The organism is Staphylococcus sp. EG-SA-10 (assembly GCF_017151945.1).
Taxonomy (GTDB): Bacteria; Bacillota; Bacilli; order Staphylococcales; family Staphylococcaceae; genus Staphylococcus; species Staphylococcus aureus.
In genome coordinates this window covers 177,244-197,570 of sequence record NZ_JACVZJ010000002.1, presented here as the reverse complement: position 1 = coordinate 197,570, position 20,327 = coordinate 177,244, and the positions used below count along the sequence as shown (strand labels likewise).

At 34.6% G+C, this 20,327-nt stretch carries 18 protein-coding genes and 1 pseudogene; 10 read left to right on the top strand and 9 right to left on the bottom strand.

The genetic code is table 11. The features are described from left to right. Nucleotides 1-47: 47 nt before the first annotated feature. The 3 genes from fadE to fadX all read right to left on the bottom strand — a co-directional run bounded on the left by fadE (nucleotide 48) and on the right by fadX (nucleotide 4,464). Entirely contained in the window at nucleotides 48-1,259 is a 1,212-nt protein-coding gene (fadE, locus tag IDG45_RS03020; protein WP_168784196.1) for an acyl-CoA dehydrogenase FadE, read from the bottom strand. A 111-nt stretch (nucleotides 1,260-1,370) separates the two neighbouring features. Beyond that, nucleotides 1,371-2,876 (bottom strand): long-chain-fatty-acid--CoA ligase FadD, encoded by a 1,506-nt coding sequence (gene fadD / locus IDG45_RS03015; protein ID WP_001008389.1) that lies wholly within the window; start codon nucleotides 2,874-2,876, stop codon nucleotides 1,371-1,373. Nucleotides 2,877-2,901: 25 nt separating this feature from the next. After that, a complete protein-coding gene (gene fadX, locus IDG45_RS03010; RefSeq protein WP_446289335.1) occupies nucleotides 2,902-4,464 on the bottom strand; it encodes a fatty acid degradation protein FadX in 1,563 nt (520 codons plus the stop codon). Between the two features lie 455 nt (nucleotides 4,465-4,919). On the opposite strand from fadX, the gene IDG45_RS03005 reads away from it, so the two are divergent. Beyond that, a complete protein-coding gene (locus tag IDG45_RS03005) occupies nucleotides 4,920-6,062 on the top strand; it encodes a PrsW family intramembrane metalloprotease (RefSeq protein ID WP_072357665.1) in 1,143 nt (380 codons plus the stop codon). A gap of 313 nt (nucleotides 6,063-6,375) precedes the next feature. Here the strand turns inward: IDG45_RS03005 and nikA are convergent, their stop codons facing one another. The 4 genes from nikA to IDG45_RS02985 form a co-directional block, all read right to left on the bottom strand. After that, nucleotides 6,376-7,851, bottom strand: coding sequence for a nickel ABC transporter substrate-binding protein (gene nikA, locus IDG45_RS03000; RefSeq protein ID WP_001807064.1), 1,476 nt, complete (start codon nucleotides 7,849-7,851; stop codon nucleotides 6,376-6,378). A gap of 197 nt (nucleotides 7,852-8,048) precedes the next feature. Beyond that, complete coding sequence (locus IDG45_RS02995) at nucleotides 8,049-8,405, bottom strand: DUF488 domain-containing protein (protein WP_000215216.1); 357 nt, start codon at nucleotides 8,403-8,405, stop codon at nucleotides 8,049-8,051. Nucleotides 8,406-8,561: 156 nt separating this feature from the next. Beyond that, nucleotides 8,562-8,735 carry a hypothetical protein gene (locus tag IDG45_RS02990; RefSeq protein WP_000773989.1) on the bottom strand — a complete coding sequence of 58 codons (174 nt, stop codon included), beginning with the start codon at nucleotides 8,733-8,735 and terminating at the stop codon, nucleotides 8,562-8,564. Between the two features lie 25 nt (nucleotides 8,736-8,760). Further along, complete coding sequence (locus tag IDG45_RS02985) at nucleotides 8,761-9,906, bottom strand: globin domain-containing protein (protein ID WP_000954801.1); 1,146 nt, start codon at nucleotides 9,904-9,906, stop codon at nucleotides 8,761-8,763. A 154-nt stretch (nucleotides 9,907-10,060) separates the two neighbouring features. Between IDG45_RS02985 and IDG45_RS02980 the strand changes: the two genes are divergently transcribed. Both IDG45_RS02980 and IDG45_RS02975 read left to right on the top strand, forming a co-directional pair. Then, nucleotides 10,061-10,168: a hypothetical protein gene (locus IDG45_RS02980; RefSeq protein WP_031927850.1), complete on the top strand. Its 108-nt coding sequence runs from the start codon at nucleotides 10,061-10,063 to the stop codon at nucleotides 10,166-10,168. Between the two features lie 310 nt (nucleotides 10,169-10,478). After that, nucleotides 10,479-11,432 (top strand): L-lactate dehydrogenase, encoded by a 954-nt coding sequence (locus IDG45_RS02975; RefSeq protein WP_001031879.1) that lies wholly within the window; start codon nucleotides 10,479-10,481, stop codon nucleotides 11,430-11,432. 168 nt (nucleotides 11,433-11,600) lie between these two features. On the opposite strand, the gene IDG45_RS14005 is transcribed toward IDG45_RS02975, so the two are convergent. Next, a complete protein-coding gene (locus IDG45_RS14005) occupies nucleotides 11,601-11,726 on the bottom strand; it encodes a hypothetical protein (RefSeq protein WP_001789457.1) in 126 nt (41 codons plus the stop codon). 26 nt (nucleotides 11,727-11,752) lie between these two features. Beyond that, nucleotides 11,753-13,282: a PTS transporter subunit EIIC gene (locus tag IDG45_RS02970; protein ID WP_000838207.1), complete on the bottom strand. Its 1,530-nt coding sequence runs from the start codon at nucleotides 13,280-13,282 to the stop codon at nucleotides 11,753-11,755. A gap of 362 nt (nucleotides 13,283-13,644) precedes the next feature. Here IDG45_RS02970 and IDG45_RS02965 point away from each other — a divergent pair, with 362 nt between their 5' ends. The 7 genes and pseudogenes from IDG45_RS02965 to IDG45_RS02935 all read left to right on the top strand — a co-directional run bounded on the left by IDG45_RS02965 (nucleotide 13,645) and on the right by IDG45_RS02935 (nucleotide 20,326). Then, nucleotides 13,645-14,580 (top strand): nucleoside hydrolase, encoded by a 936-nt coding sequence (locus tag IDG45_RS02965; protein WP_000823215.1) that lies wholly within the window; start codon nucleotides 13,645-13,647, stop codon nucleotides 14,578-14,580. Between the two features lie 109 nt (nucleotides 14,581-14,689). After that, nucleotides 14,690-14,787 (top strand): annotated as a pseudogene (locus tag IDG45_RS02960) (hypothetical protein). A gap of 130 nt (nucleotides 14,788-14,917) precedes the next feature. Continuing rightward, a complete protein-coding gene (locus IDG45_RS02955) occupies nucleotides 14,918-17,014 on the top strand; it encodes a BglG family transcription antiterminator (RefSeq protein WP_042907840.1) in 2,097 nt (698 codons plus the stop codon). Continuing rightward, nucleotides 16,999-17,466 carry a PTS sugar transporter subunit IIA gene (locus IDG45_RS02950; protein WP_000531476.1) on the top strand — a complete coding sequence of 156 codons (468 nt, stop codon included), beginning with the start codon at nucleotides 16,999-17,001 and terminating at the stop codon, nucleotides 17,464-17,466. Before IDG45_RS02955 ends, IDG45_RS02950 begins: the two co-directional genes overlap by 16 nt. A gap of 22 nt (nucleotides 17,467-17,488) precedes the next feature. Beyond that, nucleotides 17,489-17,767: a PTS sugar transporter subunit IIB gene (locus IDG45_RS02945; protein WP_000815795.1), complete on the top strand. Its 279-nt coding sequence runs from the start codon at nucleotides 17,489-17,491 to the stop codon at nucleotides 17,765-17,767. Between the two features lie 226 nt (nucleotides 17,768-17,993). After that, a complete protein-coding gene (locus IDG45_RS02940; protein ID WP_000120115.1) occupies nucleotides 17,994-19,253 on the top strand; it encodes a PTS galactitol transporter subunit IIC in 1,260 nt (419 codons plus the stop codon). A 17-nt stretch (nucleotides 19,254-19,270) separates the two neighbouring features. Continuing rightward, nucleotides 19,271-20,326 (top strand): zinc-binding dehydrogenase, encoded by a 1,056-nt coding sequence (locus tag IDG45_RS02935; RefSeq protein WP_000646193.1) that lies wholly within the window; start codon nucleotides 19,271-19,273, stop codon nucleotides 20,324-20,326. Nucleotide 20,327 lies beyond the last annotated feature (1 nt).

Here is a 20,327-nt window from a genome sequence, read left to right as displayed (position 1 = left end):
AGTCTTTTTTTAGTGAAATTAATGCATCTCATATAATTCTTTGCTATTTATACGAAAGCAGAATCTCCAGTCAAAGCGCGTCCAATTACTAAGGCATTAATTTCATGTGTACCTTCGTACGTGTAAATCGCTTCTGCATCAGAGAAGAAACGTGCAATATCATAATCATCAGCTAGTATGCCATTACCACCTGTGATACCGCGGCCCATAGCTACTGTCTCACGCAAACGTAAGGCATTCATCATCTTCGCCGTTGAAGTTGCAACCTCGTCATATTCACCATGTGCTTGCATATTAGCTAATTGAGCACATGTTGCCATTGCTTGAGCTAAATTACCTTGCATCATTGCTAGCTTTTCTTGTATTAACTGATATTTACTAATTGGTTTGCCGAATTGCTTACGCTCAGTGACATAATCTAATGTGGCACGTAAAGCGCCAGCCATACCACCTGTAGCCATATAAGCAACGCCTGCTCTCGTTGAATAAAGAATTTTGGCAATATCTTTAAAGCTTGTTATGTTTTGTAAGCGATCCGCTTCATTTACTTTGACATTAGTTAATTTAATTAGTGCGTTAGGAACAATGCGAAGTGCGATTTTATTATCAATGACTTCAATATCGACGCCATCTTGTTCTGGTTTGACTACAAAGCAATGGGGTTTGCCAGTTTCTTTATTTACTGCGAATACTGGAATGACATCAGATACATGTGCACCACCAATCCATTTCTTTTCACCATTGATAACCCAAGTATCGCCCTGGCGTTCAGCGACTGTTTCAAGACCTCCCGCAACGTCCGAACCGTGTTCTGGTTCAGTTAAAGCAAAGCATGTACGCAGTTCATGTGACTGTAATTTAGGTACATATTTCGCAATTTGTTCTTTGCTACCTCCGAAATAGAAAGTATTATGCCCTAAACCTTGGTGAACACCGAGTAGGGTAGCTAAGGAAATATCAAATCGCGCGAGTAGGTAAGACATGAAAAACTGAAATAGTTGACTAGGCATTTTGGCGTTTGGACGATCCTCGTATAGTAATGGATTGTTAAAATAATTTAATTCTCCCAGATCTTTAAAACAGTCCTCGGGTACAGTAGCGTCTATCCAATGTTGATTAATATTTTCACGGTACTTACTTTCTAGCAATGAATCTACTTGTTGTAAAAATTCGACTTCACCGTCTGTTAAACCTTTAGCAATACTAAGTACATCTTCAGGAAATAATGTTTTTAAGACTGTTTCTTTTTCAAATGTCATATAAATTCCTCCTAAAAATAATATGAATACTAATGTGAAATGCATTTAATTCAAAAACAACTCGCTTTACATGTAAACGCTTACACTAAATATCAAAAATTTTTATCACCTTTAAAGTGTTTGTGAGACTTTGTCATTCATCATTTGTCGAATCGCAAGTTTATCTGGTTTCTGCGTACTGTTTAACGGCATATGTGTCACTGGTACATACATTCTTGGAACTTTATAACCTGCTAAACGACTTCGCATATGTTGATCTAAAATTTCAGCGTAATGAGGTTCATCTTCGCGAAGTATAATGGCTGCAGCAATTGACTCACCATATTTTGGATGATCATAGCCAACGACCACACACCGGTCTACTAGTGGATGCTCAGCTAAAGCATTTTCGACTTCGGATGGTAAGACATTTTCGCCACCAGTTATGATTAATTCTTTTTTGCGGTCAATAATAAATATATCGCCATCGTCGTCCATTTTTGCTAAATCTCCTGTCAATAAGTAACGACCATGAAACGCTTTAGCAGTCTCTGCTGGTTTATTCCAATATCCTGGCGTGACATTTTTAGCCTTAATTGCAAGTTCACCAATCTCGCCAGAAGGTACTTCTTCACCGTTATCATCAAGGATACGTGCATCAACAAACATGACTGCTTTACCAATACTCATTGGTTTACGTTTTGAATTTTCCGGTGTATTAACAAGTACAAGAGGTGCTTCAGTTAAGCCATAGCCATTAATAATGTTTATGCCATATTGTTTAAAAGCTGCTTGGATACTTGGTAATGGTTGTGAACCACCTTGGATGATATAATCCATAGCTTTAAAATTTTCAGGATTAAAATTACTAGCACGTAGCGTACTATAATACATTGTTGGAATCATGATAATAAATGTAGGGTGATATTGTGCAATCATGTCATTCAATTCTTCGCCATTAAAGTAACGTTGAAGAATAAGTGTGCCACCTGACATTAATACTGGTAATACAGTATCGTTAAACCCTAAAACATGGAACATTGGTGTTGATACAATCGTAATATAGTTTGAATTGAACTTATACGTCAGCTCTAAGTTTGCGCCGTTATGAACAAATGATTCATATGAGAACATCACACCTTTAGGTGATCCGGTTGTACCACTTGTATAAATTAATGCTGCAAGATCTTGTGGTTCAACAGGTGTTGCTTGAAAAGGTTGGTGATAGTCTGGATTTACGATTTCATCATATTGCGCTACATCAATATCCATATGCAATAAGTTTTGGTCAATATCGGTGAGTGAACTTAAATGTTTTTCAGCATAGAAGAGCAGTTTTAATTGTGCATCTTCCACAATGGCTGCAATTTCTTTTGGGTTAAGCCGCCAATTCAATGGTAAAAAAACCGCACCTGTTTTAAAACAAGCAAATAGTAAATCTAATATTGCAATATCATTTGGCGCAAAAATACCGATAACATCGCCTTTTTTAACACCTTGAGATGTTAAATAATGTGCCATATTATCAGCGCGTGCATTGAGTTGTTGGTATGTCCAAGATGTTTGTTTTGCGTGATCAATAACGGCAGGCTTGTCATCATCGAAGTCTGAACGCGTTTTTATCCAATCGAAATTCATTAGTATACCCCCTTTAGCTTCACTTTCATACTTTATGAATTGATTGTTTAAGTTGTCCCCATTTTTCTTTGTAAATGCTGGTATCAATTAATTTTAAATGATCAGCAATAATTGGTTTAAAAGCCATTTGATTCAAAATATCTTTATGCAAATCAAGACCTGGTGCAATTTCAATTAGTTTCAAGCCTTGATTGGTGAGCTCGAATACTGCACGATCAGTAACAAAATAGACTTCTTGCTCGAGTGATTGTGAATATTGTGCATTAAAGTCGATATGGCTCACATCTGATACAAATTTCTGGTTTTGTCCTTCAGTTTCAATGTTTAATCGTTGATTATGACATGAGACATGACTGCCAGCTACAAAAGTACCTGAAAAGATAATTTTATTTACAGATTGTGTAATGTCTATAAAGCCACCACATCCATTTAGTCGGTCATTGAAGTAAGACACGTTGACATTGCCGTATTGATCAACCTCAGCAAAGCTAAGATAGGCAACTGATACGCCATTGTTATAAATAAAATCCCATGCTCGATCATGAGGCATGCGCACATCTGCATTGTAATTCATACCAAAATGTTCACGACTCCCAACGAATCCACCGAAAATGCCAACATCTAGAATCGGTTGCACATCATGTTCAACACATTCTTCATGCAATAAATTAGAGAGTTCATTATTGATGCCATAACCGATGCTAATTGTATCGCCATAAGTTAAAAACTGAGCAGCACGTCGGAGAATCAATTTGCGACTATTAAAAGGTAATGCGGGTTCAGGTATTCCATCAATTCGTTCTTCTCCAGACAAGGCTGGTAAATAATGACTCTGAATTACTTGGCGGTGATTCTTTTCATCTTCTGTGACGTATACATAATCGACAAGATTTCCTGGGATAACAACTTCATTCGGTTTTAGTTGATAGTCGTCAACTAAATCTTTAACTTGTACAATAACTTTCCCATGATTGGCTTTCGTGTTTAATGCGACATGATAACACTCGCTCAAGTACGCTTCTTGAGTTAAATAAATGTTACCTTGTTGATCTGCGTATGTTCCTCTCAGTAGTGCCACATCAACGCTAGGGAATGTGTAATGTAAGTATGTTTCATCGTTGATGGTTACTAATGAAACTAAATCATCAGTTGTTCGTGTATTTACTTTACCGCCACCGTATCTAGGATCAACAGCTGTGTTTAATCCGATTTTAGTAATAACTCCAGGTAATAATTGATTACTCTGACGATAATGAGTTGCAATGATACCTTGTGGTAAAAAATAAGCTTCAATGTCATTATTTTTCATTGCTTGTGCCGTTTTGGAAGAAGCCGTTAAAATGCTCATAATGACACGTTTAATCATACGACGTTCTATAAAATCATCTAAATCCGGTGCGGCACCTAAACTATGGATATCATTCGCTAATATAAACGTTAAATCATTGGGCGTATGATATGTGTCATGTTGCGCTAACACAGCACGTAGAACTTCGGCGGGTAAGTTGGCTACAGCTAATGCTGGTAAACCAATCACATCACCATCCTTAATGATATGTTGTAAGTCGTGCCATGTGATTTGTTTCAAGCAAGTCACCTCCATCACATTTGATAAAATATAGCGTTTTTACACTTTGTGTAAACCCTTACAAGAAATATAACATAACGGCGTTTAAAATCAATTAGAAATATCTTTTTATTCTGATAATAGACACAGTATAGACACATTTTAATGGTCGATAACAATTGTAATATCAAGGGTTTGTAATGAATTGAATATCATTAAAATATTTATATAAAAATATTGCTCGGAATATAAAAAGTTAAATAGGTTTTGATTTTCAAATATGGAATACAAGGCGCCCAATCGAACAAAGTATTTATATTAAAATATGGAAAATCCATCAATATTAAATTAAAATAGTTTTATTATGAAAAGTGAAAGTAGGTAAGTCTATGGAAGGTCTTAATCATCGAAGAAATACAGAAAAAGAAGAGACAACACAAACGCAATCAGTTGCACCTAATACAGGTGAAGAGGTGATGTCATCAGCAATTACACAATCAACTAAGACGTCCGACATACATAATGAATCTATCGATAAACAAATGGAAGACAAAGCGCATGAAACAGCTCAAAATGCAGATTTAAAAAATGAAGCAAGAAGTTTATTTGATAATGCAACCAAATCAATCGGTAGACTAGCGGGCAATGATGAAAGCTTAAATCTTAATTTAAAAGATATGTTTTCTGAAGTATTTAAGCCACATACTAAAAACGAAGCAGATGAAATATTTATAGCGGGTACTGCTAAAACTACGCCAGCAATTTGTGACATATCAGAAGAATGGGGGAAGCCATGGCTCTTTTCTCGAGTATTCATCGCTTTCACAGTAACATTTATTGGATTATGGGTCATGGCAGCGATTTTTAATAACACTAACGCCATTCCGGGTCTCATTTTTATAGGAGCTTTAACAGTACCATTATCGGGTTTGTTCTTCTTTTATGAATCAAATGCGTTTAAAAATATTAGCATTTTTGAAGTTATTATCATGTTCTTTATTGGCGGCGTATTTTCATTACTAAGTACGATGGTATTATATAGATTTGTCGTTTTTAGTGATCAATTCGAAAGGTTTGGTTCTTTAACATTTTTCGATGCATTTTTAGTAGGATTAGTTGAAGAAACTGGAAAAGCGCTCATTATTGTTTATTTCGTCAATAAATTGAAAACAAATAAGATTTTGAATGGATTATTAATCGGTGCTGCTATTGGTGCAGGGTTCGCAGTTTTTGAATCAGCAGGTTATATTTTGAATTTCGCTTTAGGGGAAAATGTCCCATTATTAGATATTGTCTTCACACGTGCGTGGACTGCGATTGGTGGTCATTTAGTTTGGTCAGCGATTGTTGGTGCTGCAATAGTTATTGTGAAAGAACAGCATGGCTTTGAATTCAAAGATATTTTTGATAAACGCTTTTTAATATTCTTTTTATCAGCCGTTGGTTTACATGGCATTTGGGATACATCTTTAACTATACTTGGCAGTGATACGTTGAAAATATTTATTTTAATCGTTATTGTGTGGATACTTGTATTCATTTTAATGGGGGCAGGTTTAAAACAAGTGAATTTACTGCAGAAAGAATTTAAAGAACAACAGAAAAAAGTAGACGAATAATAATTAAAGCTTATGTTGCTCATATGTTTGTGACATAAGCTATTTTTATAATTTGTCTTTAAAAGAGTGGAAGCGGCATACTTTTTGGAGTTAAAAAAGTGTTTCACGTTAAACAAATAGTGACAATTAGATTTATATAAAATGAACATGATTCACTGAAAGTATGTAATAATCATTTTATTGAAATTCATCAAACAGAAATTAATACAATCATATAAGCAAATTAAACCACGCCATAATCATATTGAATGACCTCGGCGTGGTTTTTATAGTTGAAGCGGGGCTGAGACATAAATCAATGTCCCACACTCCCTTATCGTTCAATCGTTGTTCGATAATCGATTAAATAGATACCTTCAGGTGTTACTTTATAATTTTTAACCTTAGAGTTAGCAGCGACTATTTGATCGTTGTAAGCAATATAACTGTTTGGTACATCTCGACTTGATAATTTGATAATATCATTAGAAATATTGTGACGTTCCTTAACATCTACAGTGTGATTCAATTGATTAATTAAAGCATCAACGTTGCTATTATTGTAGTCTCCTTTATTAATAGCACCATCTTTTTTATATGCTTGATTAAAGAAATAGCCTGTATCTCCACGAGGAATCGTTCCGAAACTATACATCGTTGCATCCCATGCAGAACGGTCTGTTAAGTAACCTTCTATGTCATCAACACTTTTAATGTCGATTTCAATATTTGCTTTTTTAGCATCTGATTGTAATACTTGCGCAATTTTCGATAGCTCTGGACGACCGTCATACGTAATTAACTTAATTTTTAAAGGGTGTTCTTTTGTATAACCATCTTTAGCTAATAACGTTTTTGCTTGTTCGATATTTTGTTTGGTTAACTTAGGTTCTTTAATATATGGAATTTTATCATTAAATGGACTCGTTGCAGGTTTCGCGTAACCTTGATAAATATGATCTGCAATACCTTGTCTATCAATGATATGATCTAATGCTTCACGAACGGATTTAGTCATTTTTTTATTAGTATGATTATACATAAGTAAAGAAGTTCTAAATCCAGATTCTTTTGACACTTTTAAATTTTGATTATTTTCAATGTCTTGAACTTTATTAACTGGGACATCAGTTATTAAATCATCTTTTTGAGATTCTAAATTTCTGACGCGATTATTGCCATCTTCTTGGTACGTCACAGTAATATGATCAAGTTTCGGTTTACCTTGCCAATAGTCCTTAAAATTCGACAATGATATTTTTCGAGATTGCTTATAATCTTTTATTTGGTAAGGCCCTGTACCAATAGGAGTTTGATTAACATCTGATTTAGCATCTGTATCATAAATTGCCATAAAAGGATTGGCTAATTCAGATACAAGTTCAGGGTAAGCGGAGCTGGTTTTAATTGTCAGTTTTTGACCTTTAGCGGTAATTGATGATATTGGTAATGAATATTTGACCAAGTCGCTTTTTTTTATGCTATTTTCAAGGCTAGATTTCACTTTTTCTGCAGTCAATTTTTGACCGTTTTGAAATTTAATATTATCTTTTAATTCTATATCTAACGTTGTATCATTTGGTTGATGGTACGATTTCACTAATACTTTTTCTATTTTTCCTTGATCATTTGTTTTAAACAATGATTCTGCAGCACCAATCTTAACTGGTACATCTGTTTCATAAGGTGCAATAGACTTTGTTTTTAACGGTAACGAAATATTTAAGTCTTTGCCAGATGAATGCATTGAGCCACATCCTGATAACACTAATACTGCTGAAAATATAGTTGCTAGTCTTTTAAACTTCATTTCATTAACACTCTCTTTCTAATTACTATGTAAAACCCAATAATTAATATTTTAAAACTTTATTTTGTTAAAGTAAAATGTTGTTCAAGTTTAGTAATTATTAAAGTTCAATTAATTGTAGTAATTATACTTTTTAAAAATAAATATTAGAAATGAAGTTAGCGACATGTATAGTGATCCACGATAAACATATATACCTAAGTATTGAGCAACTGCTGTAGTACTACAGCTTGATTATGTTTAGTATCTTTTGCTGCATATAACAATAGAACATGATTATGCTGATTTACAATATCCTTTAATTTTTCAAAAGCATCTTTTTGCGCATCCTGATCACGTAATTCTTTTTCATATTTTTCTTTAAAAGCTCCAAAAAGTTTAGGATCATGTTGGAACCATTGTCGCAACTCAGTAGAAGGGGCAATGTCTTTTAACCAATAATCTAGGTTTGCAGTTCTTTTCGAAATACCTCTTGGCCAGACTCTATCGACTAGGATACGAATAGCGTCTGTATTATCTTTATTGTCATAAATCCGTCCAATATCTACGGTCATCGTGTGAACTCCTTTCATATGAAATTCAGTGAGCATACATCAATGCATGTTGGATTGGGACGACGAAATAAATTTTGCGAAAATATCATTACTGTCCAACTCCCAATTAAAAAACAGCCATGACAAAGTAAAGTCATAGCTGTTTTTGTATAGATGTTATTTATTTTTACGTTTAGTTAAATACTTCAAACCAACTGCAAAGACCGTGTACCCGGCTATGGTTTGTATCAATGTTTTAATTAAATTATTATTTTTAACAATAATATTTGCAGTAACAATACTTACGAAATATAATGCAAATACTTTTACGTAACGTTGATTAAGTTTCATATGAGCACTAAACCTCTTTTCTCAGTTATACTGCAACGCTTAGTCTTGGAATAAATGTTTCGTAGTGTACGCGATCCATATCGTAATTTAAAGATTTAAGTGCTTCAATCATAGATTGTAAGAATTTTGTACCACCACAGATATAAATTTCAGGTTTATTTGCTAAAAATGCTTTTAATTCTTCAGCACCGATATAACCTTGTTCACCTTTTAAGTGGGTATATAATTTAGCGTTGTCATAATGATTTGCGATACTGTTGAAGTTGTCTTTGAAAGGTAAATGTTGTTCATTTTCAGCAACTTGAACCATCTGTGTATCTAAACCTTTGGCAGAGGCAGCTTCATACATTGCTACTAAAGGTGTGACGCCAATACCTGAACCTAAGAAAAGTTGTGGTTCAGTCGTATTCTCTAATACGAATCCACCTACAGGCGCAGCTAAATTAATCATATCGCCTTCTTTAATCTCATCGTGTAAAATTGTTGAGACTTCGCCTTCATGTTCTGTTGTGACATCACGTTTAACGCCAAAAGTTAAATGATTTTTATCACCTGATACGATAGAATAATGACGTTTAGCTCTATATGGAAGTTTATCACTAGAAACATCAACTGTGATGTATTGACCTGGTATATATTGACTAAAGTCATATGCATCAGTCTCAACAGTAAATGATTTAATGTCTTCAGATTCTTGTTTAATATTGGTAATTTTGAATGGTTTAAAACCAATCCACATCATTTGATCATAAATTTCTTTTTCAATTTGGATGAACACATCCGCAATAACGCCATATGCTTTCGCCCAAGCTTGAATGACAGGGTCATTTTCTTCTAATCCTGTCACGTCTTGAATGGCTTTTAATAAATTTTCCCCCACAATTGGATAATGTTCAGCATAAACTTGTAGTGCACAGTGTTTATATGCGACTGGCATAATAACTGGTTTAATAACACTTAAATTATCGATATTAACCGCTGCGGCCATTACAGCTTGCGCTAATGCTGAAGATTGCATGCCTCTTTTTTGGTTCGTTTGATTAAACATGTTTAAAAGTTCAGGATGTGCTTTAAACATTTTTGGATAAAAGATTGACGTAATTTCTGTCCCTTTCTCTTTAAGTAAAGGCACCGTTTGTTTGATAATGTCTTTCTCTTGTTCTGTAAGCATGATATTCCTCCTTTAATCTGTCTACTTTGATTATTCTACTAAAAATTCCGATATTCAATTAATTGGTTTGAGAAAATATAAATAAAATGGCAAATTTGATAATTGTATGACATTTTTAATTTTTTAAATACTTATCAATAAGCATTGTGTACAATTGTATGTTTGCACACCGACGATTGCGCGCATTTATTTGACTAATTCAAAAAACATTGTTGTTTTCTTAGAAAAAAGTAAACATGATAATAAAAATGTGAAAGTGTAAATAATCACTGGCGAAGTACGAAGACTAAAGACGTCTAAGATGTAATCGTATACAAATTAAAAAGGTGTAAAAATTAAAATAAAATGTGAAATAAATCACAATTTAATATTGACCCAGTACTTAATGCATGTTACATTTTATATGTGAAATAAATCACAAACTTAAAAGCGGATGACACATGACCTTTTAAGTTATGCGTTGAAAATAAAAGAGATGTTTATTTGCTTTTGTATCGTCAATAAGCAGCATTAAACTAACATATTTGAAACTACATGTATGTTAGTGAATTAATCATAAGGGAGTTTTTGTAATGAACAAATTTAAAGGGAACAAAGTTGTATTAATTGGTAATGGTGCAGTAGGTTCAAGCTACGCATTTTCATTAGTGAACCAAAGCATTGTTGATGAATTAGTCATCATTGATTTAGACACTGAAAAAGTTCGAGGAGATGTTATGGATTTAAAACATGCCACACCATATTCTCCAACAACAGTTCGTGTGAAAGCTGGCGAATACAGTGATTGTCATGATGCGGATCTAGTTGTCATCTGTGCTGGTGCTGCACAAAAACCTGGAGAAACACGTTTAGATTTAGTATCTAAAAACTTGAAAATATTCAAATCAATTGTTGGTGAAGTAATGGCATCAAAATTTGATGGTATTTTCTTGGTAGCTACAAATCCTGTTGATATTTTAGCGTATGCAACATGGAAATTCTCTGGTTTACCTAAAGAACGTGTTATAGGTTCTGGTACAATTTTAGACTCTGCACGCTTTAGATTATTGTTAAGCGAAGCGTTCGATGTTGCGCCACGTAGCGTCGATGCTCAAATTATTGGTGAACATGGTGACACTGAATTACCAGTATGGTCACACGCTAATATTGCGGGTCAACCTTTGAAGACATTACTTGAACAACGTCCTGAGGGCAAAGCGCAAATTGAACAAATTTTTGTTCAAACACGTGATGCAGCATATGACATTATTAAAGCTAAAGGTGCCACTTATTATGGTGTTGCAATGGGATTAGCTAGAATTACTGAAGCGATTTTCAGAAATGAAGATGCCGTATTGACTGTATCAGCATTATTAGAAGGCGAATATGATGAAGAAGATGTTTATATTGGTGTTCCAGCAGTCATCAATAGAAACGGTATTCGCAACGTCGTAGAAATCCCATTAAACGACGAAGAACAAAGCAAGTTCGCACATTCAGCTAAAACATTAAAAGATATTATGGCTGAAGCAGAAGAACTTAAATAACTTTTTATAAAATCTATACCATTCCAAAAATTGTAAAACCTTACCCCAAAAAATTGTATAAAGGGCTATTTGATACAACTATATGTGTCGAGTAGCCCTATTTTTAATGTAGTGAAAGTCGTTGTTGAAATTAAATTCAAATCTGGCACTTAAGCTTTAATCATAGCATTAAGATGATTGTCTAGCAGAGGCGATTTGCGGGCTTACTACAGTGCATGATGAACTTAATGCTTCAAATGTAACATTAAAAATAAAAGCAACGATGTCACTTCTTACTTCGTACATCGTTGCCATTAGTTCTGTTGATATTTCGGTTAGTCTTAATCCCCGAGCAATTCTTCAATTTCATTTTTGATAACTGTAACGTGAGGCCCATAAATTACTTGCACACCAGTGCCTTGCTGGATTACACCTTTGGCACCAGTACTTTCGAGTAATACTTTATCGACTTTGTCATTTTGATGAAGTGTGACGCGTAGTCTCGTTGCACAACAGTCAACGATTTCAATGTTATCTTCGCCTCCCAAACCAGCAACAATAGTTTGTGCTCTTTCAGTAGCCTCAACTTGTTGTGCTGCAACTTTATCTTCACGACCAGGTGTTTTGAAATTAAATTTCGTAATTAAGAATCTGAAAACGATGTAATACAAACAGAACCACACAATTCCAATAGGTATGACGTATAGGTAGTTTGTTTTACTATTACCTTGTAGCACACCAAAAAGTAAGAAATCGATAAAGCCTCCACTGAAGGTTTGACCAATTGTAATGTTGAAAATGTCTGCCATCATAAATGCTAATCCATCAAAGAAGGCATGGATTACATAAAGAATAGGTGCGACAAACAAGAAACTAAACTCTAAAGGTTCGGTAATACCTGTTAAAAATGAAGTGAGTGCAGCGGATAACATTAAACCGCCGACAACTTTTTTATGTTCAGGTTTAGCCGTGTGATAAATTGCAAGTGCGGCACCACATAAGCCGAACATCATCGTAATAAAACGGCCTGACATAAAGCGTGACACACCTGAATAATACTTCGTCACATCTGGATCACCAAGTTGAGCAAAGAAGATGTTCTGCGTACCTTGAACTAAGTGCCCTTTGACTTCTAAAGTACCACCAAGTGCCGTCTGCCAAAACGGTAAGTAAAAAATATGATGTAAACCGAGTGGACCTAACAATCTTAAGATGAAGCCATAAACAAAAGTACCGATGGCACCTGTTTTCGTTACAAATCCACCAACATGATAAATGCCGGCTTGTATGCTTGGCCAAATGAAAAACATCAATACACCTAAAAAGATTGCGGCAAATGCTGTGACAATAGGGACAAACCTAGAGCCACCAAAGAAACCTAAATACGGTGGTAATACCACTTTGTGATATTTGTTGTGAAGTATTGCGGTCATAATACCTGTGATAATCCCGCCAAAAACACCAGTTTCAACCGTTTGTATACCGAGCACCATGCCTTGTCCATTTTGTGCAAGCTGATCTTTTGCCAATGTGCCCGTGATAGTTAATAAGCCATTCATAGTTGCATTCATAATTAAGAAACCGAGCAGTGCAGCTAAACCTGCAGTACCTTTATCGCTTCTAGATAATCCGATTGCGACACCAATTGCAAAGATGACTGGTAAATTTTGGAAAACAATACTACCTGCAGCTGACATTAATGTAAAAATATTTTGTAATAAGGTAATATCTAAAATAGGGTATGCTTTAACGGTGTTTGGATTACTTAATGCACCACCGATACCCAACAATAGACCTGCAGCTGGTAAGATTGCGATAGGTAACATAAAGGACTTGCCGAACTGCTGTGCTTTTTCAAATAAAGATTTCATCAACATCCCTCCTAATTATTCTCAATATAGCTTTTGAGAAAATTAATATCAATATATATTCTGTGGATGAAAATATTTTTCATAAAAATTGTTTGAATCATGTAACAATCATATAAATTGCTGTTTATATTGTTGTGAAAATGAGTTGACAAAAGTCGGTATAGATCTGTAGACATCCTATTTTTTAGCGAGGTAGGGTGACAAAGCATATCGGATAAATTTATAAGCCATAAAATAGATAAATAGTGTTTGTATCCAAAACTATGAGAAAGTTAAAACTATTTTTCAAAATAAACATGATTCACCACATAAATAAATATACATAAGCTATCGATAACAACTTAAGAAAGGTGGATATATAAATGAAAAGAAAGATTATTATGGATTGTGATCCAGGACACGATGATGCAATAGCATTAATTTTAGCGGGGGCAATTGACAGTCCACTAGAGATATTAGCTGTAACCACAGTCGCAGGTAATCAATCAGTTGACAAGAATACGACAAACGCCTTGAACGTATTGGATATTATGGGACGCCAAGATATAGCAGTAGCGAAAGGTGCGGATAGGCCGTTAATTAAACCAGCTGCCTTTGCTTCTGAAATACATGGGGAATCTGGATTAGATGGTCCGAAACTACCGTCGACACCATCACGTCAAGCAGTTGCAATGCCAGCATCAGATGTGATTATTAACAAAGTGATGACGAGTGATACACCTGTAACAATTGTAGCGACAGGTCCTCTTACGAATGTAGCAACGGCATTGATTCGTGAGCCAAGAATCGCTGAGCATATTGAATCTATTACTTTGATGGGTGGTGGTACATTTGGAAATTGGACGCCTACAGCAGAATTCAATATTTGGGTAGATGCTGAAGCAGCGAAGCGTGTTTTTGAAAGTGGGATTACTATAAATGTGTTTGGTTTAGATGTAACACATCAAGTTTTAGCCGACGATCACGTGATTGAACGCTTTGAAAGTATCAATAATCCTGTTGCACAGTTCGTCGTAGAATTATTGCAATTCTTTAAGAAAACATACAAGACTCACTTTAATATGGACGGTGGTCCAATACATGATGCTTGTACAATTTTGTATTTGTTACAACCAGAATTGTTTACAATGGTACCCGTTAATATCGATATTGAACATCAAAGTCCACTAACTTATGGCACTATGGCTGTCGATTTAAATCATGTTACAGGTAAGCCTGCTAATGCTTATTTTGCTACAGCAGTTGATGTTGAAGAAGTGTGGAACTTGATAGATCATAAGTTACGTACATACGAATAATAATACTTAATTAAATAGATACAGTTAGCCCTAAGGTGCCTGATTTAAGCGTCCTTAGGGTTTTTGTATTGGATTACAATGGTCATGACAATTTGATAATGATTGAGATATGTATGTTAAAAATGCTTCAAAAAACACAAAATACAAAAATATATGCAAAAATTTCAATTGCTTTATTTTAAAAGATTAAAATCACAAAAAATATAGATATAATTGAAATGTTGTTAAAACATCACAATGATGTACATACTCATTTTGAAAATATGTGTTCAAAGTGTGTACATCGGTGTGACGATTGATGATAAATTGAGCTCAGATGCTCAAAGGAGGATCGAACATGAACGGGGATAATCAGCAAATACTCAGAGAAATTGTATTGAATCCTACTATTCATGGTAAAGAACTTGAATCGATATTTGGTTTGTCTCGTAGACAACTAGGATATCGCATTCAAAAAATCAATTTGTGGCTTGAACAAGAGGGTTATCCAAAACTTGAAAGAACAAGCCAAGGAAATTTTATTGTAAGTTCTGAAATCATGACGTTATTCAAACGAGATGTATCGGAGCAGCAAATGTTAAACGGCAACAATGTCATTTTTAGCATAGAAACACGTCGTTATTATTTAATGCTCATGCTTTTTAGTAAGGAAAACGCAATGTCTCTAAACCATTTTTCAATTGATTTACAAGTCAGTAAAAATACTGTCATTCATGATATAAATCATGTGAAAGAGCAATTGGAAGATCATGGTTTGTCACTTAAGTATTCTCGAAAACATGGTTATGAAATTGTTGGTGATGAATTTGAAGTTCGCCGTTTCTTCATTAAGTTGATTGATCAAAGGTTGAATCATGATATTACTAAAAGTGAAGTTTTAAAGGCGCTCAACTTAACATTCGAAGATATCGCATATCAAAAAGACAAGATCAAACAGGTAGAACAATTTTTGAAGAGTCGCTTTATAGACAAATCACTTAGTTCATTGCCTTATGTCCTTTGTGTGATTCGTAGACGAATTCAAAGTGGTCATGTGATTAATCCATTAAATATTAATTATCAGTATTTGAGGGATACGAAAGAATATCAAGCAACGGAGATTATGACGCAACATGAGCCGGATTTGCCAGAAGCGGAAAAGTTATATTTGACATTACACTTACTTTCAACAAGTGTGCAATGGACTGATTTGCAGGAATCAGATAACATATCGAATTTAACGATGGCCATCGCTCAAATGATTCACCATTTTGAACAAATTACTTTTATTAACATTGAAGATAAGGAGAAATTATCACAGCAACTCTTGTTACATTTAACGCCTGCTTTTTATAGGATTAAATATAACTTAACGGATCGTGATGAATTAATAAATCCTTTACAAGGAAATTATCAATCCTTATTTCATATGGTGAAACAATCATGTCAATCGTTAACTGAATATTTTGGAAAATCGTTGCCTGATAATGAAATAGCATATTTAACCATGTTGTTTGGAGGTAGTTTGAGACGTCAAGATGAAAACTTTGATGGCAAGATAAAAGCTATTATCGTGTGTACACAAGGCACATCAGTATCACAAATGATGTTATACGAGTTGCGAAACTTATTTCCAGAAATTATTTTCTTAGATGCGATTTCACTTAGAACATTTGAAAATTACACATTAGACTATGACATCGTCTTTTCACCAATGTTTGTCCTAACACATAAAAAATTATTTATCACAAAAGTAGCTTTATCTGAAAATGAGCAACGAAAGTTACGTAAAGATGTGATGAAGTACATTAATAAGGAATCGGCTGACATTGATAAGGAAATAAACAAGTTAATGGCATTAATTGAACGCACAACGACAGTTAATGACATTACAGAACTACGTGATGGTTTAGAAGATTTTATTGCGAATTATAATTCAATTTCAACTATTAATGGATCGATTGTCACACAAAATAAGACATTAGATTTAGCTGACTTGATACCAGCAAGGCACGTGAAAAGAATACATCATGTTGAAAATATTGATGAAGCTATTGCTAAAGCAAGTGATGTGTTAGTTGCTAATCATTTTATTGATATTAAATATATTCATGAGATGCAACAGGCATTTGATGATTCGTATATGGTTATCATGCAAAATATTGCTATTCCACATGCATATTCTGAAAAGCATGTACATAAAACAGCGATGAGTATGTTGATATTACAAGAACCAATATACATGTCAGATGGCACAGCAATCCATATTATTGTACCTATTGCTGCTGTTGATAAAGTGACACACTTAAGAGCGTTACTACAATTGAGAGATGTGGCGCAAGACAATGACGCAATTAAGCGCATCATACAAAGTCGCAAAAATTCTGATGTAAATGAGATTTTAAAAAATTATTCAAATAAAGAAGCGAGGGAAAATGGATGGGACAGCAATTAGTGCATAAAGAAAATATAATGCTCAATTTGTCGGCAACTGATAAAGAATCCGTATTGTCACAAATGTCAGATGTGTTATTTCAAAATGGGTTCGTGAAGTCAACGTTTAAAGATGCAGTCATCGACAGAGAAAAAGAGTTTGCTACTGGTTTACCAACGCATCTGTGTTCGGTCGCTATACCGCATACAGATGTCGAACATATTAACCATAGAACGATAGGTGTGGCTGTTCTAGAAAAAGAAGTGCCGTTTATTGAAATGGGAACACTTGATCAACAGACAGAAGTGAAAATCGTTTTTATGTTAGCAATGGATAAAGTAGATGATCAACTTAAGCTGTTACAACAGTTGATGCAAATTTTTCAAAGTGAAGAAAAATTGGAGCAGATTCTGCGAACGAAAGATGAAACAATTTTAGCAACACTAATCAATGATTATTTGGAATATAACTAAAAATTAATTGGAGGAATTGAAAATGAAACAAGTATTAGTAGCGTGTGGTGCAGGTATTGCAACGTCAACAGTAGTAAATAATGCAATTGAGGAAATGGCAAAGGAACACAATATTAAAGTAGATATTAAACAAATCAAAATTACAGAAGTTGGACCTTATGAAGACACTGCAGATTTATTAGTTACAACTGCAATGACAAAGAAAGAATATAAATTCCCAGTTATCAACGCACGTAATTTCTTAACTGGTATTGGTATTGAAGAAACAAAACAACAAATCTTAACAGAGTTACAAAAATAACTGAATTGATATGTAATGTGGGTCAATAACATATAAATATATGCAAATTGCATATAAATGACTATCACGACAAATGATTGTTGATGACATAGAAACGCAGTGACTGTAATTCAAAGGGATTGCAGTCGAATGTAGCAAGGGTTGTCGTTGAAATGACTGTAACGTCAAATGTAATCACAATCGGAAAGTATCGTGACAATGCATATATAACAGGGAGGGTTTAAATATGAGTTACTTCACTGATTTTGTAAGGGGATTTTTAGATTTAGGTGCAACTGTTATTTTACCGGTTGTCATATTCTTGCTTGGCCTATTCTTTAGGCAGAAAATTGGAGCGGCATTTAGGTCTGGTTTAACAATAGGTGTGGCTTTTGTAGGGATTTTCTTAGTCATCGATTTATTAGTTAAAAATTTAGGGCCAGCAGCACAAGCGATGGTTAAAAATTTAGGCGTCAGTCTGAATGTGATTGATGTAGGTTGGCCAGCAACATCATCTATCGCGTGGGCATCATCTGTCGCAGCATTTATTATTCCACTCGGAATCATAGTTAACGTTGTATTGCTAGTAACTAAAGTGACAAAGACGATGAATGTAGATATTTGGAATTTTTGGCATTATACGTTTACAGCAGCAATGGTTTATGCCGTATCAGGCAGTATTTGGCAAGCGTTATTAGCAGCAGTTATTTTCCAAGTTATCTGTTTGAAAGTAGCAGATTGGACAGCACCGATGATGAGTGAGTTCTTTGATTTACCAGGTGTATCGATTGCTACAGGAAGTACAATTTCTTATGCACCAGGTATTTACTTAGTTAAATTGTTACAAAGAGTACCCGGTCTGAATAAGTTAGATGCTGATCCTGAAACAATTCAAAAACGTTTTGGCGCATTTGGAGAGTCTATCTTTGTCGGATTAATTTTAGGTTTAGGTATTGGTGTGTTAGCAGGTTACAAACCTGGAGACATCATTAATTTAGGAATGTCAATGGCTGCAGTAATGGTATTAATGCCTAGAATGGTAAAAATCTTGATGGAAGGTTTAATGCCAGTTTCAGAGTCTGCAAGAACATGGCTAAATAAACGTTTTGGCGAACGTGAAATTTATATTGGATTGGATGCGGCTGTAGCTTTAGGTCATCCAGCGGTTATTTCGACAGCATTAATTTTAGTACCTATCACTGTTTTATTAGCCGTTATTTTACCAGGAAACCAAGTACTACCTTTTGGTGACTTAGCAACTATACCATTTGTTGTCGCGTTTATTGTTGGTGCAGCAAGAGGAAACATTATTCATTCTGTCATTGTGGGTACGATTATGATTGCAATTTCACTATATATTGCAACAGACGTAGCACCTATTTTCACAGATATGGCGAAAGGTACGAATGTACAAATGCCAAAAGGTTCATCTGAAATTTCAAGTATTGATCAAGGTGGTAATATCGTTAACTATCTTATCTTTAAACTATTTAGTCTATTCAATTAAAAATCGAGGTGTTTGTGGTGAAAGCTTTAGTAAAAACAAGAGAAGGACATGGCAACTTAGAACTTCTTGATAAAGAAGTTGCAACACCGCTAGATGATAAAGTAAAGATTAAAGTACATTATGCAGGAATTTGTGGCACAGATATTCATACTTATGAAGGTCATTATAAAGTTAATTTTCCAGTGACATTAGGTCATGAATTTTCTGGTGAAATCGTTGAAGTTGGAGCAGACGTTAAAGATTTTAAAGTTGGTGACCGTGTCACTTCTGAAACGACATTCTATGTTTGTAATGAGTGTGAATACTGTGAATCAAAAGACTATAATTTATGCAACCATCGAAAAGGTATTGGAACACAAGTTGATGGCGCATTTACTAATTATGTCATTGCACGTGAAGAAAGTTTGCATCATATTCCAGATGAAGTATCGTATCAGTCTGCAGCTATGACAGAACCATTAGCATGTGCACATCATGGCGTTTCTAAGATTCAAGTGAACTCTGGCGATGTAGCAGTTGTAATGGGACCTGGGCCAATCGGATTACTTGTAGCACAAGTGTTGAAAAGTAAAGGCGCAACTGTTGTGGTAACTGGATTGGACAATGACAAAGTCAGATTAGATAAAGCAGAAGCATTGCACATGGATTATGTAGTCAATTTACAACAAACAGACTTAAAAACGTATATCAATGGAATTACAGACGGTTACGGTGCAGATGTTGTTGTTGAATGTTCAGGTGCAGTTCCAGCAGCACGACAAGGTTTGGATATTTTACGCAAAAAAGGTTTCTACAGTCAAATAGGTATTTTTAAGGATGCTGAAATTCCATTTGATATGGAAAAAGTGATTCAAAAAGAAATAACAGTTGTTGGTAGTAGAAGTCAAAAGCCAGCAGATTGGGAACCTTCATTGCAACTTATGGCGGATGGTTTAGTAAATGCTGAAGCTTTGGTGACAAAAATATATGATATTTCGAAATGGGACGAGGCGTATCAACATTTAAAATCTGGCGAAGGTATTAAAGCATTACTTAAGCCGCTCGATTTAGATGAAAATGAAGGAGAGAATTAAT

What these genes read in the sequence shown, in the direction of transcription:
- fadE (WP_168784196.1), bottom strand. Translation starts at nt 1,259, where the DNA reads ATGACATTTGAAAAAGAAACAGTCTTAAAAACATTATTTCCTGAAGAT.
- fadD (WP_001008389.1), bottom strand. Translation starts at nt 2,876, where the DNA reads ATGAATTTCGATTGGATAAAAACGCGTTCAGACTTCGATGATGACAAG.
- IDG45_RS03005 (WP_072357665.1), top strand. Translation starts at nt 4,920, where the DNA reads ATGTCATCAGCAATTACACAATCAACTAAGACGTCCGACATACATAAT.
- nikA (WP_001807064.1), bottom strand. Translation starts at nt 7,851, where the DNA reads ATGAAGTTTAAAAGACTAGCAACTATATTTTCAGCAGTATTAGTGTTA.
- IDG45_RS02995 (WP_000215216.1), bottom strand. Translation starts at nt 8,405, where the DNA reads ATGACCGTAGATATTGGACGGATTTATGACAATAAAGATAATACAGAC.
- IDG45_RS02990 (WP_000773989.1), bottom strand. Translation starts at nt 8,735, where the DNA reads ATGAAACTTAATCAACGTTACGTAAAAGTATTTGCATTATATTTCGTA.
- IDG45_RS02985 (WP_000954801.1), bottom strand. Translation starts at nt 9,906, where the DNA reads ATGCTTACAGAACAAGAGAAAGACATTATCAAACAAACGGTGCCTTTA.
- IDG45_RS02975 (WP_001031879.1), top strand. Translation starts at nt 10,479, where the DNA reads ATGAACAAATTTAAAGGGAACAAAGTTGTATTAATTGGTAATGGTGCA.
- IDG45_RS14005 (WP_001789457.1), bottom strand. Translation starts at nt 11,726, where the DNA reads ATGGCAACGATGTACGAAGTAAGAAGTGACATCGTTGCTTTTATTTTT.
- IDG45_RS02970 (WP_000838207.1), bottom strand. Translation starts at nt 13,282, where the DNA reads ATGAAATCTTTATTTGAAAAAGCACAGCAGTTCGGCAAGTCCTTTATG.
- IDG45_RS02965 (WP_000823215.1), top strand. Translation starts at nt 13,645, where the DNA reads ATGAAAAGAAAGATTATTATGGATTGTGATCCAGGACACGATGATGCA.
- IDG45_RS02955 (WP_042907840.1), top strand. Translation starts at nt 14,918, where the DNA reads ATGAACGGGGATAATCAGCAAATACTCAGAGAAATTGTATTGAATCCT.
- IDG45_RS02950 (WP_000531476.1), top strand. Translation starts at nt 16,999, where the DNA reads ATGGGACAGCAATTAGTGCATAAAGAAAATATAATGCTCAATTTGTCG.
- IDG45_RS02945 (WP_000815795.1), top strand. Translation starts at nt 17,489, where the DNA reads ATGAAACAAGTATTAGTAGCGTGTGGTGCAGGTATTGCAACGTCAACA.
- IDG45_RS02940 (WP_000120115.1), top strand. Translation starts at nt 17,994, where the DNA reads ATGAGTTACTTCACTGATTTTGTAAGGGGATTTTTAGATTTAGGTGCA.